The following is a 15,163-nucleotide window of genomic DNA, read 5'->3' on the forward strand; positions in this document are numbered from 1 at the left end:
GGTTTAACGTTTATTTTACAACAACGTTAACGAGTTTACCTGGTACGACGATAATTTTTGCTACGGTCTTTCCTTCCGTAAACTTCTTGAATCCTTCGGTTTCTTTTGCCATTGCTTCGAGCGTTGCACTGTCTGTGTTTGCGGCTGCCTCGAATTTTGCGCGGAGTTTTCCGTTAATCATAACAGGAAATTCCTTTGTGTCTTCCTGGCAATATTTTTCGTCGAATTCTGGCCACTTCTCGTAAGCGTTTGAGCCTGTGTGACCGAGCTTCTGCCAAAGTTCCTCGCCCAAGTGTGGTGCGTAAGGAGAAAGCAGGAGAACGAATCCTTCCCACATTGCCTTTGGAATCTCGTTCAGCTTTGAAGCCTCGTTTATAAAAATCATCATCTGAGAAATCGCTACGTTAAAGTCGAGATTGCCCGTGTCGTCTGTGACTTTCTTTACGGTTTTTGCGTAAGTTTTTCTCAATGAAGCAAGCTCTTTTTCAAGGTGACCTGTAATGTCAACGTCAACCATCGGTTTTTCGCTCAAATCCCAGATTTTTGAAAGGAATCGGTTTACGCCGATGAGTCCTTGCGTGTTCCAAGGTTTTGAAACTGTAAGCGGTCCCATGAACATTTCGTACATTCGAACTGAATCTGCACCGTAAGTTTTAATCATCTCGTCCGGGTTAACGACGTTCTTGAGAGATTTTGACATTTTTGCGACTACGCGCTCAAGTTCCTCGCCATCATCTTTTGCAAAGTATTTTCCGTCTCTTTCGTCAACGGCATCAACTGCAACGAGTGATTTTGACTTTCTCTGGAAAGCGAATGACGTAATCATTCCCTGGTTGATAAGTCTCTGGAACGGCTCTTTTGTTGAGACAACTCCGCAATCGTAAAGGACTTTGTGCCAGAATCGTGCGTAGAGAAGGTGAAGAACTGCATGTTCAGCGCCACCAACGTAAAGGTCTACTGGCATCCAATAGTTTTCTTTTGCTTTGTCTGCGAACGAAGCCGTGTTCTGCGGGTCGATGTATCGCAAATAGTACCAGCAGCTTCCTGCCCACTGTGGCATTGTGTTTGTTTCGCGGCGGGCTGGCTTTCCGCATTTTGGACATTTGCAGTTAACCCATTCGTCGATTCCTGCCAAAGGTGATTCGCCTGTGCCTGTTGGCTGGTAAGTTTTAACGGCTGGAAGTTCCAATGGAAGTTCGCTTTCCGGCACCGGAACGATTCCGCAGTCTGGACAGTGAACGAGAGGAATCGGTTCGCCCCAATATCTCTGTCGGCTGAAAACCCAGTCGCGGAGCTTGTAGTTTACTGCTTTTTTGCCGATTCCTTTTTCGCTTAAGAATTCGAGCATTTTTGCGATTGCGTCTTTTTTGTTGAGCCCGTCCAAGAATTCAGAATTAACGTGAATTCCGTCCTGAGTCCAAGCTTCTTTTTGAACGTCAACTTCGCTTTTTAAAACTTCGATTATTGGAAGATTGAATTTTTTTGCGAATTCCCAGTCACGGGTGTCGTGTGCAGGAACTGCCATAATTGCACCCGTTCCGTAAGAAATAAGAACGTAGTCTGCAACCCAGATTGGGATGAGTTTTCCGTTTACAGGATTGATTGCGTAGCTTCCAGAGAAAACGCCAGTCTTTGTTTTTGCAAGGTCGGTTCGTTCAAGGTCAGATTTTTTAGCTGCCTCTTCGCGGTATTTTTCTACGAACTCTTTTTGCTCCGCAGTGGTGAGTTTTTCAATGAGCGGGTGCTCTGGAGAAACGACCATGTAAGTCGCGCCAAAAAGTGTGTCGCAGCGTGTGGTGTAAACGGTAAGTTTTTGGTCTGTCGGCTTTCCGTCTTTGTCGGCAACTACAAAATCAACTTCCGCGCCTTCTGAGCGGCCAATCCAGTTTCTCTGCATTGCCTTTACGCTTTCTGGCCAGTCGAGTCCGTCCAAATCTTCAATAAGTCGGTCTGCATAAGCCGTGATTTTTAAAATCCACTGGCGGATAACTTTGTGAGTTACTTGCGCGCCGCAGCGGTCACAGTGACCTTCTTTTACTTCTTCGTTCGCAAGACCTGTAAGGCACGAAGGGCACCAGTTAATCGGAGTCTGTGCTTCGTAAGCCAAGCCTTTTTTGTAGAGCTGGAGGAAAATCCACTGTGTCCATTTGTAGTAATCTGGTGTACAGGTTTTAATTTCGCGGTCCCAGTCGTAAGAAAAACCGAGAGCCTTAATCTGCTCTGTAAAGTGAGCGATGTTCTTAAAAGTTGTTTCTGCAGGATGTGTTCCTGTTTTTATCGCATAGTTTTCGGCAGGGAGTCCGAAAGCGTCGTATCCCATCGGATGAAGCACGTTGTAGCCGTTCATGCGCAAAAAGCGTGAGTAAATGTCTGTTGCTGTGTAGCCTTCTGGATGACCTACGTGAAGTCCCGCGCCGCTTGGATAAGGGAACATGTCGAGTATGTAGCGTCGTTTTGATTTTGGAATCGACTCGTCTTCTACAGCTTTAAAAGTCTTGTGTTCGTCCCAATATTTCTGCCATTTTGGCTCAATATTCTGAAAAGGGTAAGCCATGATTCAACCTCTTTGTAAATTTGATACGTTCTGTATTCTAGCATTTTGACGAATCGCTGTCATTCACTATTATTTATTGGATAAAAGCTGTTATAACAAAAGATTAAAAAGTTGTGGATAAAGTGATAAACTCGTAATAAAATTAGATGAGTATTTTTACATCGTTTGGATAGAATAAAAAAACTTTTTTTTCGTGCCGATTCAATATTCTTATAAGGAAAAGTATGAACCGATTATAAAAAGTGTTTTTTCTTGGCTTCTTGCCTTTTACAGTTTTTTCATGTTGTGATTTTAAAGATGCTCCTTCTATTGATTTTGATGTGGAGTCCTTTTCATTGCATCAAACGGCTTGGAATTTAAATAGCTACACGAATTATTCATTTTCATTTGTGTATGAATCTGGCTGCAGTCCAAAAAAATGTAATGCGACGGTAAGTGTAACAAACGGTATCAGCAGTGTGAGTTGCGGGAAAACTTTTGTCGAAAGTATTGATGCTTTGTATGAAGAAATATACAACGACTATAATACTTATAAAGCGGAACTTGATTCGGGAAAAGCAATGTTCGATAAAATTGTTTTCAAAATCAACTATGACGATACGTACCATTATCCTTCAAGTGTTAGAATTGAAATATGGACAGATGAAGATGCTGGAGGAGATTGGTCTGTAACCATAAGTGATTTTAAATTGCTAATGTAAAACTCTTGTAAGATTCTTAGATAGAGAGAGTGACTCCTGCTCTGCAAGTGGATTTTTTTTGCGTGCCAAAAACTGAAAATTTGGATTAAGACAGTTACAGTTTTGCAAGCAAAACTGAAAAAATTGGTTTGAGTCATTTTCCTTGCACTTGTGCTGGTTGTGGTTTCGACTACGCTTGGTTGTTGAGCCTGCCGAAACACAACCACCGCAATTCCGCTCACCAGAGCGCGAGTTTTCGCTAGAAAACTTGCGGGAAACGCACGAATAAACTTAAATTATCAAAGTTAACTTGCAGCGTTTCCATTTATCTGTGTCTCATCTGTGTTTATCCGTGTTCATCTGTGGTTTCGGAACGGCAATATTAATTTTTGCTCCGCAAAGTCGGTTTTGCCGTTCCTATCAGTTTTCAAAATCATTTGCGAGGATTTCGTCGAGCATTTTTATGAGCGAATTGTATTCCGCGTCGTAGAAAAATTCATCGTCGGTAATTTCGTCCTCGTGTTTTAAAAGTTCAATCAAAAGCATTTTTAGTTCCTGATTCATATTCGGTTCCTTGCAGGTATGTGTATTCTGTACGTTTTGTTCAGTAGAGCGGTTTAAAGTCTCGCTCAGGACCGAATTGATATTGCTTTACAGACGCGGGTATTTGTAGTGAGGCTTATCAAGTTTTTCTAGAGCTGATTTCGCCTGACTCACGAAACGATTGTAGTCTTTTTCCGTAAAACTGATTTGCTCCAGCCGCCAGATGCACTCCGCAATTTTTTTTGAGAACTCACGACGTTTTAGGATATCGAGAATCTCATAAGGATTCGGGGCAAGGTCGCAAAGTAAATCTTCAAGACCATAAGAATCGATTTTTATATCCTTTGGCTTGATGATTTTTTGTCCTCTCAAAGCTGAAACTGGAATCCTGTTGTAGCCGTCGAAAATCTTGGAATCCAGAACAATCGCGCTGTCACCGTCAGCTCCCAAATATACTACCCAGTGCTTGTTCTCAATGCATAAAAGCGATTTGTAAGGCAAATCTTCAAGCGAGGTAAAATCCTCTGCCTTAAGCCGAATGTGTTTTCCTGCGTCCCAAGTTCCGTCGTTCAATGATTTGTCCGCATGGTTCGACAAAAAAATCATAAAGTTCACTGTATTTTTTTTGAATAAAACAAAACTTTTTTTCGGTAAACCTCTTCGGCGATTTTTGATTTGTTTTTTATGAGCCTCATGAACGCACAGTAGATAGTATAGAAAGTTTCTTTGTGCTTGAACGGATAATAGCCCGTTACGAACGCCCACACGGTGATGATTTTAAGCTCAAACAATATTTTTTCTTCAAGAGTTTTTTCCTTCATATTCTCGTTCGGCTTTAACCAAGAAAAGAATCGTGAACTAATCATTCCGCTGTTGATTAACGCAAAAAGAATGCACCCATTTTTCCATTGACAGAACCACTTCGTTGGCGGCTCGTTTTGACCGTAAATAACCATTTTTTTTCTCCAAGCCTTTTATCAGTCATGCTTAGGACTTATTGGATTTTATTACAGTGTTGGTGAGTTGTAAAATTGATTCGAATAAAATGAAGAAAATTGTTAACGGTGGATAAAATTTGATGGATACTTGATTTTATAAAAGTATTTTACCAACACTTACAAAAATATCATAATCGAAAGAAACTCGCTTGTCAATGTGAGCGAATTTGAAAGAACTTAGTATTTTTCGTTCAGGGCGCTTACGATGGCGAGGATGGCGTTGAGGTCGGTGGGCGAAAAGTGGCGGAGTTTATTGTAAATTTCTAAAAGCTGAGAATTTGCGGCGGGGTGCTGTAAATCTTCGTCCATGTCGAGCAGATAACCGATTGAAACGCCAAGAAAACGTGCAACTTTAAGCGCGGTATCGGCAGCAGGAACGCTGTTCCGTTTGATTCCGAAACTGATATTCGTAACATCAAAACCTATTGCATTCGCAAGTTCTTTGCGAGTTTTACCCAAATAAGAAAGTTCCTCATCAACCTTTTTCCAGAAATTCATAATTTCCAAAATATGACAAAAGACATTTTTCCACTTGTAAAAAAAGAGAATTGATATATAATCTGTTAAGAAAATGAGTTTTGTCATTTTATTGGTGACAAAACTCATGTGAGCCTCCTCGAGACGGAGAGGGGAAACTAGATTTAAAAAGGAAAAGTTTATATGTATTCAACTCTGGTAATTGCAGTTTCCATTATTAGTACATTTGTTTTAACTTGGATTTTTGCAAAATTAAAAATTTTCGATTTAATAGCCTATTTTGCACCTATTCGCGCAGGTCTTGGTCTATTCAGAGTTTTTGAAGTACTTGGTTTGTTTATACTTTCATTTTTCTTGTTTCAATCTGTTTTTGGAGGTATCGCTGATGAGCATGATTATACATACACATATTTAACGTCAAGACTAGAGGTCACTGCTTTTGAATACTTAAATCGTAGTGATAAGAAAGAGTTCTGTGGTATGGGAGAACGCAGAGTTCCGGCAGATACGGTTTTAAAGGTAATTAATATAGAAACTGATGATACGTATAAGTGGATTGAATCTTATATTCTTGTTGAGGGACGGCTCAAAAAAGTTTATGCCCGTTTTTATAAAAAAGGCATTGAAAAATTAAAAGAAAATAATGCTTATTGGTGGTTCAACCGAACAAGTCGCTCTTTCGAAGCCTATCACGAAAGAGCAGTTATTGAAAATGAAAGAATAACTGCTCGTTTACAATCGGAATTTGCAGAGGAACTTGAAAAACAGGAGATTTTCATAAACTGTTATGATGGAAACTTTTTCAAAAAACTTTGGCTTCGGATAACAAAATTCTGTATTCCGGGTGATGGGTACGATTACAAAAGTTCTTATGGACATGAGTATAAAGGCGTATTTGGAAACTTCCCTACGGCTGATGGGCAGTTGTGGTACACGGATAGTAAAAATAAAAAACAGTTCAAAGAACTTGTTGAACAATTTTATAAAAAACTTGATGAGCAATTATACGCATTGCCTGTTGCTGATTGGTAATTACTATTTACAGAGGTAAAGATTTAGAAAATTTAATTTTCAAGGAGAAAATATTATGGGTGCTATTTGGGATTTCATTTCAGGAAAATCAACTGATTGGGACGAAGTTAATCGAAGAAGTGCATCAGCAGCACGGTGTACAAGGGACTACGAAACTGAACATCCTCGACCGAGGAGAAATATCTATTATGCCGCTTATTGCAAAATCTGTGGTGAACAGGTTAGCCGTTCTGAGGCAGCTCCAAATGACCGTGATCCTGCAAGTGCAATACGTAGACTCCAACGTAAGGATGGTGGTTGTGGAAGAAATTGTCATACCCCTGAGACCGAGCCGTTTGAGTGGTAAAAAAAATAGCAATAAATTTTATGAGGTGACAAATATGAAATTTATACTTAATAAAGAAGAAATTCAGGCAGATACCTATGTGCTCGCAATTAATGGAATCTGGATTTGGAAGGACAATGATTGGAAACAACAAATTCCTTGTGCAGATAGAATGGATTTTTTCGAGAAAAGTAAAGAACAGTTAAAAAAGCATCCAGATTATTTAGATTTAGACGAATTGTATTCAAAATAGTCAAGTTCGAAGAGCGTGTAACATATATCACTAATTAGTGTCTGCTGAAAAAATCTAAAATTAGTCAAAGAAACGGAAGGCCAAAACAAAAGTATGGAGCAATATAATGGGCAAGAAATTCAAGACAACACCAACTCAAAAAAAAGCTGACAGGTATATTCGTTCTGCTAAAGCTCAAATTCGGACAAAGGCTGAATTGGCATTAAAGGGTGAAATTGCATAGTAAAAAAAGCCACTGCTATTCAGTCAAAACAAGGGCTCAAAAGTTTTTGTTTTAATGAATAGCAGATGGTTAGACTCCTAAGTGAGTTAGGTGCTTAAGTTTTTAATAGCACCATGTTGAGTGATAAAAATATTTGGAGGAAAAAATGAGCAGTTTAAGACAACGATGGGAAAGTTTTAAAGAAACGTTAAAAATAATTGCATTTGGATTAGGTTGTATTGCTGGTGCAGGTTTTGTTATATATACGATTTTCTTTGAAGGCAAATGATTGCAAAATTCGTCAGCACTGCTCCAGGTTTGATAAAAAGCAATTGAAATCTGAGCCGTTACGATGGCGAGTGTTTTTACCCGACAATGTTGTTTTTGGAACTCTGCAAGGATGCGACACATTAACCCTTGAATGATGTTTGAATGTCCAGCCCGCGTAGCGCAAAGTCAAATACGCGGGGTGGTGTGCAAAAAAATCTGCCATAGCTGGTTGTGGTTTCGGAACGGTAATATTAGTTTTTGCTCCGCAAAGTCGGTTCCGCCGTTCCTATCAGTTTTGCAGGCAAAACTGAAAAATTGGTCTAAGACATCTTTCCTTGTGATTGTATTGGTTGTGGTTTCGATATGCTTCGCTACTCAACCACCGGGCGTTTTCAATTTATCTGTGTCCCATCTGAGTTCATCTCTGTTCATCTGTGTCAAAAATGGAATTTCCCTTTTCATCTTTCCTTGCGATTGTGCTGGTTGTGGTTTCGGAGCGGCAATATTAGTTTTCGCTCCGCAGTTTTTTCACTGTCATTCACCGTTTGAAAGTTTGTCATTCCGAACCGGAAGCCAAAACAAATTCTGTATTTTAAATTTATCTTAAAATGTTTCCTTTTTTGAATATAACGATAATTATAATAATTTCTGTTGACAATTTTTTTCTTTTGAAGCAATATTAAAAATTTTTTCTGTATTTCGCAACATTTTGTTATGCATAAAATTTTATAAATCATACAAAACACAGTGGAGTGGTTATGAAAAAGTTTAAATTGAAAACCCTGTTTGCCGCAGCGTTTCTTTTTTCGGCAGCTTCGGTTTTTTCGCAGGTGAAAGACTATGTTTGTGTAGTTCGGCAAAAATACTTTCCAGAGCATATAAAATGCTTTGAAGGGTATCGGGACGAATTTAAGGCAAACGGAAGTTCAACGTATGCAAGCTACATTGACGCATATCTAAAAGGCGGATTCGGTTCTGGCTTTGTTTTTGTTGCACCGGACGGAACGAATTATATTATTACAAACCGCCACGTAGTTTCTCAGGCTGCAAGTGCTTCTGCTGAATTTGAAAATTCTGAGAACGGCGAAGTTACAAAATATGATAATTTAAAAGTCCTTCTTACCGATGACGAAATTGACATTGCGATTTTGGGATTTGAAGACGGTAAACGCCCGTTCAAAAAAGGCCTTACAATTTCTTCATCAACACTTTCTGATGGCGACGACGTTCTTTCGGCAGGATTTCCGGGATTGGGAAACGAGCCTGTCTGGCAGCTTGGAAAAGGTTCTGTTACAAATGCACGGGCACGACTCAAGGAACTTCTTGACCCTTCAATTTCTACGATAATTCAGCATTCAGCCCAGATTGACAGCGGAAATTCTGGCGGACCGCTGATGAAGGTTTCTTCAAAAGGCGTTGCCGGCTACGAAGTTGTTGGAATCAACACTTGGAAGGCGACTAGCCGCGATTCAACAAATTTTGCGATTCCTGCAGCCGTAATCACTCAGATGATTTCAAAAGTCCAGTCTGCAAAAAACACTTCTGCTGAAGAAGCACTTGGCGAGCGTTCAAAAAAACTTGCCTCGGTATTTATGGATTTGGGAAGTGATTTTACAGCCGTTGCAAAATACGTTTCTTACGAGCGTGCTTCTACCCGCGGTTCAAAAGATTTTGAAAGCGTCCTTCATTTTGCGCCGAGCAAAGTCCGAAGCTTGGTTCTTGAAGCATTCAGTTTTGACCCTGCAGAAGGATTCCGCTACGCAAGCGCGTATCAAATCTGGAAAAAATACAGCGCGTCTCAGCATGACGGCGTAAAATACACGGCCGGAAACGTAAAAATTCAGGACGGAAAAGCAACTGCCGATTTTACGAGCGACGGTGAAGAGCCAACAACCGTAACGACAACATGGATAAAGGAACACGGTCTCTGGCGGCTTTTGGAACTTAGTTCCGACGAAAAACAGTCTGATTCAAAGAATTCAAAGAACTCAAAAACAAGTGCAAAAAGCGATGACAAAAAGGAAAGCGGTTCTTCTTATTTTGGTTCACCGGAAGTTGATTTTTACGAAACTGTCGTATTCACAGGCGGAATTGATTTGAGCCTTAACGGAAACGACGTTGCTTTTGGCGGCGGAATGGAAGTATTTCTTGAGGATTCGACTTTTGGATTCTGCTTTATGTTCAACCACGAGCAAGTGGATTATTTTGGCGAGAAAAAAGGTCTGAACGTATTCGGGCCAGGTGTTATCCTAAAAATTCCTGTAAAAATGGGGAATTTCGGATTGACTCCGTATGGAAAGCTTAATCTGGGACTTGGCTTTGGCTTAAAAGATTCTCTTGCCGGATACACTGCTGAAGCTGGACTTCGTGCAATGTTCAATACGGACAACTTAGCTCATTATGGCATTGGCATTGCCTATAAAAAACTTCACTTGAGCGAGTTTATGAGCACGGATGATGATTTTTATGATTCCCAAAAATTTGACCTGTTCGAAAATCAGGGAATTTCGATTTACGCAATTTTTTCATTCTAAAAAAAATAAAAGGGGAAAAATATGAAAAATATTTTGAAAATGCTTTCAGCAGTTTTGCTGTCTGCAATGTTTGTTGGCTGTAGTTCGTTGGGGCTTGGATTTTATCCTGATGAAAAAACTGTTGCTGAGTATCAGAATGCCGTAGGTACTCCAGAAAATTCTGTTGTTTTTTATGGTCAGATTTGCTTTGCAAAGTCAATGAGCTTTTCTCAAATGGATCCTGATTTTCCTCCTGATTATCAGGAAATAACTGGGGAAATTTTTATTTCAAAACCTGTTGCACCTGGTTCAACATACGTACTTGAAGATTTGAATTGTGAAGAGTCTACTTCGACATATAGGTACATTTGGAATTATTCATATTCTCTTCAGACTTCAATAAACCCGCTCATAATAAATGTTCCGAAAGAGCCAGGTCTTTATTACATCGGTGTGTTTGACGGTAGAAAGCTTGAAGAAGGAAAAAAAGCTAAAACAATGAGAAATAGCGAAAAGTATGAATCGTACAAGCTTGCAAATGTTCTTAAACTATATAAAGGAACTGTATGGGAAGAGACGATTAACAAAAAAATTGAGGAGTTGAAAAATGAAAAATAGAATTAAAATTATGGTGCTGTCAGTTTTTACATTGCTAATTATGCCACTGTCAGCTGAAAAAAAACTTCCTGAAAAAATAAAAAGTCCGAATAAAAATGAAGTAATTGTTGTTGGAAAAATTTCTGTAAAATCTAAGCAAAACATGAATTTCTTTGCTGAAACTCGTGGATTATCTGAAGAAGAAAAAAAGACGCCGAATACTTATTTTGTTCCCTTTACACCATTAGTATCTGGAAAATATGGCGATGAATTTTTGGAATTTATAATGAGAAATCCTTCGGTTATTTTTACGGATGGTGATTTTTTCTGTGCATGCTATAAGATGAAGTCAGGTTCCCGAAATTTAAAATTTGAAGGTGCCACAAAATATAGTTTCTTTGGTAACGACAAGACTTTTATTTGGTTGCCTTTTGATTTTAACATTGACGTTCCTAAAGATGTTAAGGCTGTTTACATTGGAAGTTTCTACTATGAAACAATCGGAAGCGATTTTACATTAACGAACTTTAACCACGTTGATGAATATGAGCTTGCACAGGAAGCATTGGACAAAATGTCCGAAAAGCATTTTGATTTGTACCGTGCAGACTTAAAGGAAAACGTTGACGACAGAGATGTTGATGCAAAATAAAAATTAACTAAAAAAGCCCTGCAAGCGGATTTTTCGTCTGGCAGGGCTTTTTTTTATAAAGCTTTACTTAGTTTCTCTCTAGTCATTTTCCTGAACGGTGCGCTCAATTGTGTAGAGCGGCAAGTTTCGGCCAAAGAAGTTGTTGGGTGTGAGAAAATGTTGCTAGATAGCGGAAGTTCTTATTTGTTCCTTCAATTTTTCTTCTGTCATACCGAGCTTTAATGCCGCATCCTTCACTGTGAGCAAGCCAGATTTTATAAGGTCGATGTAGGCGAGTAATTTTCCTTCCAATCTACCTTCCTGTCTACCTTCAAGTCGTCCTTCTTGTCGTAAATCTTCCATTATTTTGCACATTTTGCTCACCCCCTTGTCATCTTGCTTGAAGTATTTTGTCTTTTCTGCCAGAAGTTCATAGTTCATGTTTTCTGGGACTTTGCATGAAAAATCCTGCATGAGCTTTCCCAGCGCAGTGTCGTCTTTGTTCTCTCCGTTCACATAGATTATGTGCGCCTTGTCATCAAAAATAACGCCGTCTTCCTGAACGGTGCGCTCAATTGTGTAGAGCGGCAAGTTTCGGCCAAACACGTCGTGCTCTGTGATAAAAATCACGTAGGTTTCTGGCAGTTGCTCAAAATCCATCTTCGGAAGCAAAAAATTCGTGTCTAAAACGGCACTGTAATATCTAGCACGTTTTTCGCACGCTCCGCCATCTGCTCGCTGGACTTCAATGTTGTAAAGTTTACCGGCTTTGTCTTTTGCCTTTATGTCAAGGCGGACTGAGCGCCCCTGCAGGTTCTTTACCGAAACCTGTCCCTTTGATTCGGTTACCGTCAAGTCCGTGCGTTTAAGAATGATGCTGAGAAGAAGTTCCGTCGCTTCTTTGTCGTCCTCAAAAACTTTAGACATAAAGTCATCGTCAAAAAGACAGAATTCCTGTATTTTTGCAATAAGTTTTTGCCTTCTTTCCTCCGAGATGCTTTCCATATTTTAAATATACTAGTGTTTGGGGCAAAAGTCTAGTTTTTGTGGCCTGACGGCGGAAAACTGGCTTTCCGCCAAAAATGTTGGTTAGCCAGTTTTCCCGCGTAGCGCAAGACCAAATGCGCGGGGTGGTGCGCAAGGGAATTACTTATAAAAAACGTAGCCGTTGCATGAGTAGATTTTGAAGAGGCCTCGTTCGGTGTTAAACTCGTATCTGATTGAAGTTAGGCACAGCGAGGTTGTATCGTCAACTTTGTACCAGACTGGCTGGGAGTTTTTTTCGTTTTGTGACAGCGAAAAATAAAAATCCGTCAAATCAATTTCTTTTGAATCAATCAAAATTGTCGCACGGTTGCGTTCTATATTGTATTCGGTGTAAAAACCGTCTGCACCGCGACCAGATGCGGAAAATGAATATTCTAGCGGGCACATTTTTTTGAACGGTTCAATTTCAAGAGCTCAGTCGGCCGTTTCCCATTCAAATTCTTCCTTTTTTCTTTGTCGTGGTATCGCTGAATTCCAAAAACTTTGTCGAATGAAGTTGATTTTTTTTCGTCTGTTGCCCATTTTGGGTTCGGCAACCTGCTCGTATTTACGATGTAATTGTAGCTTGACGCAATCGTATCACGGTCTTCGTCGGTGATTGTCTTTTCCAGTTTTTTTCTGTCGTAATTTGTGAGAGCGTCGTTTTCTCTGTCATAAAGGTCGTACTTTTCCATCACTTTTATGAGTCTTGAGTACTGGCTTTTGTAAGCCATGTTAATCAGGTTGAACGGACTTAAGGAATCAAAAAGAATCAGGGCTGTAAGAATTAAAAGCGAATATTTTGTGAACTGGCCTTTTTTTACGAAAGTGAGCGCAATCGTAAGAATCGAAAAAATGATAAAAAGCAAACTCGAATATCGCCAGCCCGTAAATCCGTATGAATTTATTCGAATAAAGTACGCAGGAATTTGAATGCAGATTAGCGGAATAAAAATGAACGCACCGAATTTGTAAAAAACTCTGATGACTGGAAGTTCGTCGTATTCGCGGAGGATAAAATAAAAAACGATGTAAAAACAAGATGCGAATGAGACGAACCAGTTGATTTGTCCGCTAGGCAGCTTAAAAAGAATGAGTGCTTTTGCAAGGTAAGCGTACAGAATGGCGACAAGAAGCGTAAACGCAGGGAGCATGATGTAAAGCACGATGACTTTGAAGGCTTTGCCCGAAGACTCTTCTTCCCTGCGGTTAAAAAGATAGAACGTAAAAGAATTTAGTGCAAAAACGATTGTGCTGAATCCCACGCAGCACAGGTAAATGTCGTAATCCTCTGTGTTTAGGATCAGATTCTGCACTGCATACACAAGGAGCGAGCTTCCGCCAAGAACAATTAGAGACATGAATGAGCAGAATAAAAAATGCTTGAATATGCCTGCAAAATATGTTCTCGGATTCTTTTTTGGAATGAATAGAAAAAGCGAGGCTGAAATTACGGAGAATGCGATTCCAAAATAGTAAAGTTCCGAATAAACGTGGTTTCCGAATCCGTTTGATTTTGAAAAATAACCGATGAAACCACCTGCAGTTGCTACAAGAATTTGTGTGAAATATTTTTTGAGCGTCGAAAGTTTTTCTGACAAGAGCGTTGCGGGGAGAGCGAAAACCGTTGCCATTGCGAATGCGTAGTAAATGTCCTGAAAATCTGCGACGTTGTAAATCTCAAGGCAGACAAAAATGAATGTGATGATTGACGAGGCAAAAATGACGGTTTTTTGGGAAAGATAACTTAAAAAGTCCGAGAATGCGATTTTTGCCTTTTTTGGAAATGTGATTGTTTCTTCAATTGTGTTTTTTTCAATTGTGTTCGTGTCGTTTTCTCTTCCCATAAATCAAACTCCTGATTTTTTAATTCACACTTTTTATTATCGATTTCCAACGTCAAAAAAGTTCGTCTTTTAAAATCTGGTCGGCTGGAATCAAAATTGTTTTTCGTCGTTCTTCGTCAACTTTTATCCATTCTTTTAGGCTCAGTGGCTGATAATTGCTGAACATGCAGAAGCAGTTTATCATCTGGCACGGAATTTCGCGGTCTTGCGTTGCGCCTTTGAGAATCGTTTTTCGCGTGAGGTTTTGGAACTGGTTTACGAGAATCTCGTCGTGGCTGTTGTGCACGTGCCCGTAAAGCATGTACGTGCGCGGTTCTCCGTTCGTGCGTTTCAAAAATTGGTGGTTGTAGCAGAATGTTGGGTAGTGGCTCAGAATCACGTGAAAGTCGCCGTCTTTTAGTTCCGCGTATGGGCGAATCCACTCGAAACGGTTAAGGTTTACGCCTTCGCGTTTGAGCCATTCTCCGTCGTGGTTTCCTTCTATAAGGCAGATTTTTCCGTTCAGACGGTTTAGGACGTAATTCACTTCGTCTGCGTCGCGACTTTTGAATAAATCTCCGAGTACAATCACTTGGTCGCCGCCCTGTACTTTTTTGTTCCATTGCTCAAGCATAAATGCATTCATCTCGCGCACTGTAACGAATCCTCTGTTGTCGAGCTGCGTGTTAAGTTTTTCATGAAAAAAATGCGGGTCAGAAATATAAAGCTTCATGGGGATATGATAGAGGTAAAACGGAAACGCTACAAGTTGGCTTTGAGAGTGAGAATTTATCTTGTGCGTTTCCCGCAAGTTTTCTGTGGAAAACTTGCGCTTTGGTGGGGGTGCTTACGGGTGTTCACGGAACGCGACGGCAAGGAGAGCCGCGTTCCGTGGGTGTGGTTTTGTGCTCGCCGCGTTGGCTCGCACTATCGGGTGGTGAGTTTTGTGCGTTTCCCGCAAGTTTTCTGAGGAAAACTCGCGCTTTGGCGGACGGGCTTTCAATTCTACGGGCGAGGTGAGAGAAATAGCCACGGTCATTTCGACTGGAGCGAAGCGGAATGGAGAAATCTACTTCCCGACGAAAGGTGTGCAGACCTCTCCACTTCGGTCGAGGTGGCAGGGAGCAGAGGACAGTGAGCAGAGGGCAGTGAGCCGGAACGCGGCGTCAAGGAGGGCCGCGCCCCGTAGGTGTGGATTTGTGCTCGCCGCGGAGGCTCGCAGTTTCGTTGGGCGGG

The 15,163-nt window shown here is 40.4% G+C and carries 17 protein-coding genes; 8 read left to right on the top strand and 9 right to left on the bottom strand.

Going from position 1 to position 15,163, the window contains the following annotated elements:
• Positions 1 to 10 precede the first annotated feature (10 nt).
• On the bottom strand, positions 11 to 2,554 hold the full coding sequence (leuS, locus tag JI65_RS03175; protein WP_191013929.1) for a leucine--tRNA ligase: 2,544 nt from the start codon (positions 2,552 to 2,554) through the stop codon (positions 11 to 13).
• Between the two features lie 242 nt (positions 2,555 to 2,796).
• Between leuS and JI65_RS03180 the strand changes: the two genes are divergently transcribed.
• Entirely contained in the window at positions 2,797 to 3,255 is a 459-nt protein-coding gene (locus tag JI65_RS03180) for a DUF6174 domain-containing protein (RefSeq protein ID WP_191013930.1), read from the top strand.
• A gap of 399 nt (positions 3,256 to 3,654) precedes the next feature.
• On the opposite strand, the gene JI65_RS03185 is transcribed toward JI65_RS03180, so the two are convergent.
• The 4 genes from JI65_RS03185 to JI65_RS03200 all read right to left on the bottom strand — a co-directional run bounded on the left by JI65_RS03185 (position 3,655) and on the right by JI65_RS03200 (position 5,381).
• Positions 3,655 to 3,798, bottom strand: a complete 144-nt coding sequence (locus JI65_RS03185; protein ID WP_191013931.1) for a hypothetical protein — start codon at positions 3,796 to 3,798, stop codon at positions 3,655 to 3,657.
• A gap of 87 nt (positions 3,799 to 3,885) precedes the next feature.
• Positions 3,886 to 4,383, bottom strand: coding sequence for a hypothetical protein (locus JI65_RS03190; protein WP_191013932.1), 498 nt, complete (start codon positions 4,381 to 4,383; stop codon positions 3,886 to 3,888).
• Between the two features lie 5 nt (positions 4,384 to 4,388).
• Positions 4,389 to 4,733, bottom strand: a complete 345-nt coding sequence (locus tag JI65_RS03195; RefSeq protein ID WP_191013933.1) for a hypothetical protein — start codon at positions 4,731 to 4,733, stop codon at positions 4,389 to 4,391.
• A 219-nt stretch (positions 4,734 to 4,952) separates the two neighbouring features.
• Positions 4,953 to 5,381, bottom strand: a complete 429-nt coding sequence (locus tag JI65_RS03200) for a helix-turn-helix domain-containing protein (RefSeq protein ID WP_191013934.1) — start codon at positions 5,379 to 5,381, stop codon at positions 4,953 to 4,955.
• A 54-nt stretch (positions 5,382 to 5,435) separates the two neighbouring features.
• Between JI65_RS03200 and JI65_RS03205 the strand changes: the two genes are divergently transcribed.
• The 6 genes from JI65_RS03205 to JI65_RS03225 all read left to right on the top strand — a co-directional run bounded on the left by JI65_RS03205 (position 5,436) and on the right by JI65_RS03225 (position 11,096).
• On the top strand, positions 5,436 to 6,284 hold the full coding sequence (locus tag JI65_RS03205; protein ID WP_191013935.1) for a hypothetical protein: 849 nt from the start codon (positions 5,436 to 5,438) through the stop codon (positions 6,282 to 6,284).
• Positions 6,278 to 6,862, top strand: coding sequence for a hypothetical protein (locus tag JI65_RS03210; protein ID WP_191013936.1), 585 nt, complete (start codon positions 6,278 to 6,280; stop codon positions 6,860 to 6,862). Before JI65_RS03205 ends, JI65_RS03210 begins: the two co-directional genes overlap by 7 nt.
• A gap of 368 nt (positions 6,863 to 7,230) precedes the next feature.
• Positions 7,231 to 7,353, top strand: a complete 123-nt coding sequence (locus JI65_RS17500; protein WP_277950580.1) for a hypothetical protein — start codon at positions 7,231 to 7,233, stop codon at positions 7,351 to 7,353.
• Positions 7,354 to 8,092: 739 nt separating this feature from the next.
• Complete coding sequence (locus tag JI65_RS03215; protein WP_191013937.1) at positions 8,093 to 9,868, top strand: S1C family serine protease; 1,776 nt, start codon at positions 8,093 to 8,095, stop codon at positions 9,866 to 9,868.
• 21 nt (positions 9,869 to 9,889) lie between these two features.
• Entirely contained in the window at positions 9,890 to 10,465 is a 576-nt protein-coding gene (locus JI65_RS03220; RefSeq protein ID WP_191013938.1) for a hypothetical protein, read from the top strand.
• Complete coding sequence (locus tag JI65_RS03225) at positions 10,455 to 11,096, top strand: hypothetical protein (RefSeq protein WP_191013939.1); 642 nt, start codon at positions 10,455 to 10,457, stop codon at positions 11,094 to 11,096. Before JI65_RS03220 ends, JI65_RS03225 begins: the two co-directional genes overlap by 11 nt.
• A gap of 162 nt (positions 11,097 to 11,258) precedes the next feature.
• Here the strand turns inward: JI65_RS03225 and JI65_RS03230 are convergent, their stop codons facing one another.
• The 4 genes from JI65_RS03230 to JI65_RS03245 all read right to left on the bottom strand — a co-directional run bounded on the left by JI65_RS03230 (position 11,259) and on the right by JI65_RS03245 (position 14,660).
• Entirely contained in the window at positions 11,259 to 12,080 is an 822-nt protein-coding gene (locus tag JI65_RS03230; RefSeq protein ID WP_191013940.1) for an Rpn family recombination-promoting nuclease/putative transposase, read from the bottom strand.
• Positions 12,081 to 12,221: 141 nt separating this feature from the next.
• Entirely contained in the window at positions 12,222 to 12,509 is a 288-nt protein-coding gene (locus JI65_RS03235; RefSeq protein ID WP_191013941.1) for a hypothetical protein, read from the bottom strand.
• On the bottom strand, positions 12,497 to 13,948 hold the full coding sequence (locus JI65_RS03240; protein WP_191013942.1) for a DUF4153 domain-containing protein: 1,452 nt from the start codon (positions 13,946 to 13,948) through the stop codon (positions 12,497 to 12,499). Before JI65_RS03240 ends, JI65_RS03235 begins: the two co-directional genes overlap by 13 nt.
• Before the next feature lie 52 nt (positions 13,949 to 14,000).
• Positions 14,001 to 14,660 (bottom strand): metallophosphoesterase family protein, encoded by a 660-nt coding sequence (locus JI65_RS03245; RefSeq protein ID WP_191013943.1) that lies wholly within the window; start codon positions 14,658 to 14,660, stop codon positions 14,001 to 14,003.
• 6 nt (positions 14,661 to 14,666) lie between these two features.
• Between JI65_RS03245 and JI65_RS03250 the strand changes: the two genes are divergently transcribed.
• Entirely contained in the window at positions 14,667 to 14,897 is a 231-nt protein-coding gene (locus tag JI65_RS03250; RefSeq protein ID WP_191013944.1) for a hypothetical protein, read from the top strand.
• The last annotated feature ends 266 nt before the right edge of the window (positions 14,898 to 15,163 follow it).

Origin of the sequence: Treponema zioleckii (assembly GCF_014737315.1) — a bacterium.
Classification (GTDB): Bacteria; Spirochaetota; Spirochaetia; order Treponematales; family Treponemataceae; genus Treponema_D; species Treponema_D zioleckii.

Bases quoted from the DNA above. Each gene is read 5' to 3' on its own strand.
- leuS (WP_191013929.1), bottom strand. From the start codon at position 2,554: ATGGCTTACCCTTTTCAGAATATTGAGCCAAAATGGCAGAAATATTGG.
- JI65_RS03185 (WP_191013931.1), bottom strand. From the start codon at position 3,798: ATGAATCAGGAACTAAAAATGCTTTTGATTGAACTTTTAAAACACGAG.
- JI65_RS03190 (WP_191013932.1), bottom strand. From the start codon at position 4,383: ATGATTTTTTTGTCGAACCATGCGGACAAATCATTGAACGACGGAACT.
- JI65_RS03195 (WP_191013933.1), bottom strand. From the start codon at position 4,733: ATGGTTATTTACGGTCAAAACGAGCCGCCAACGAAGTGGTTCTGTCAA.
- JI65_RS03200 (WP_191013934.1), bottom strand. From the start codon at position 5,381: ATGAGTTTTGTCACCAATAAAATGACAAAACTCATTTTCTTAACAGAT.
- JI65_RS03205 (WP_191013935.1), top strand. From the start codon at position 5,436: ATGTATTCAACTCTGGTAATTGCAGTTTCCATTATTAGTACATTTGTT.
- JI65_RS17500 (WP_277950580.1), top strand. From the start codon at position 7,231: ATGAGCAGTTTAAGACAACGATGGGAAAGTTTTAAAGAAACGTTAAAA.
- JI65_RS03215 (WP_191013937.1), top strand. From the start codon at position 8,093: ATGAAAAAGTTTAAATTGAAAACCCTGTTTGCCGCAGCGTTTCTTTTT.
- JI65_RS03220 (WP_191013938.1), top strand. From the start codon at position 9,890: ATGAAAAATATTTTGAAAATGCTTTCAGCAGTTTTGCTGTCTGCAATG.
- JI65_RS03225 (WP_191013939.1), top strand. From the start codon at position 10,455: ATGAAAAATAGAATTAAAATTATGGTGCTGTCAGTTTTTACATTGCTA.
- JI65_RS03230 (WP_191013940.1), bottom strand. From the start codon at position 12,080: ATGGAAAGCATCTCGGAGGAAAGAAGGCAAAAACTTATTGCAAAAATA.
- JI65_RS03235 (WP_191013941.1), bottom strand. From the start codon at position 12,509: ATGTGCCCGCTAGAATATTCATTTTCCGCATCTGGTCGCGGTGCAGAC.
- JI65_RS03240 (WP_191013942.1), bottom strand. From the start codon at position 13,948: ATGGGAAGAGAAAACGACACGAACACAATTGAAAAAAACACAATTGAA.
- JI65_RS03245 (WP_191013943.1), bottom strand. From the start codon at position 14,660: ATGAAGCTTTATATTTCTGACCCGCATTTTTTTCATGAAAAACTTAAC.
- JI65_RS03250 (WP_191013944.1), top strand. From the start codon at position 14,667: ATGATAGAGGTAAAACGGAAACGCTACAAGTTGGCTTTGAGAGTGAGA.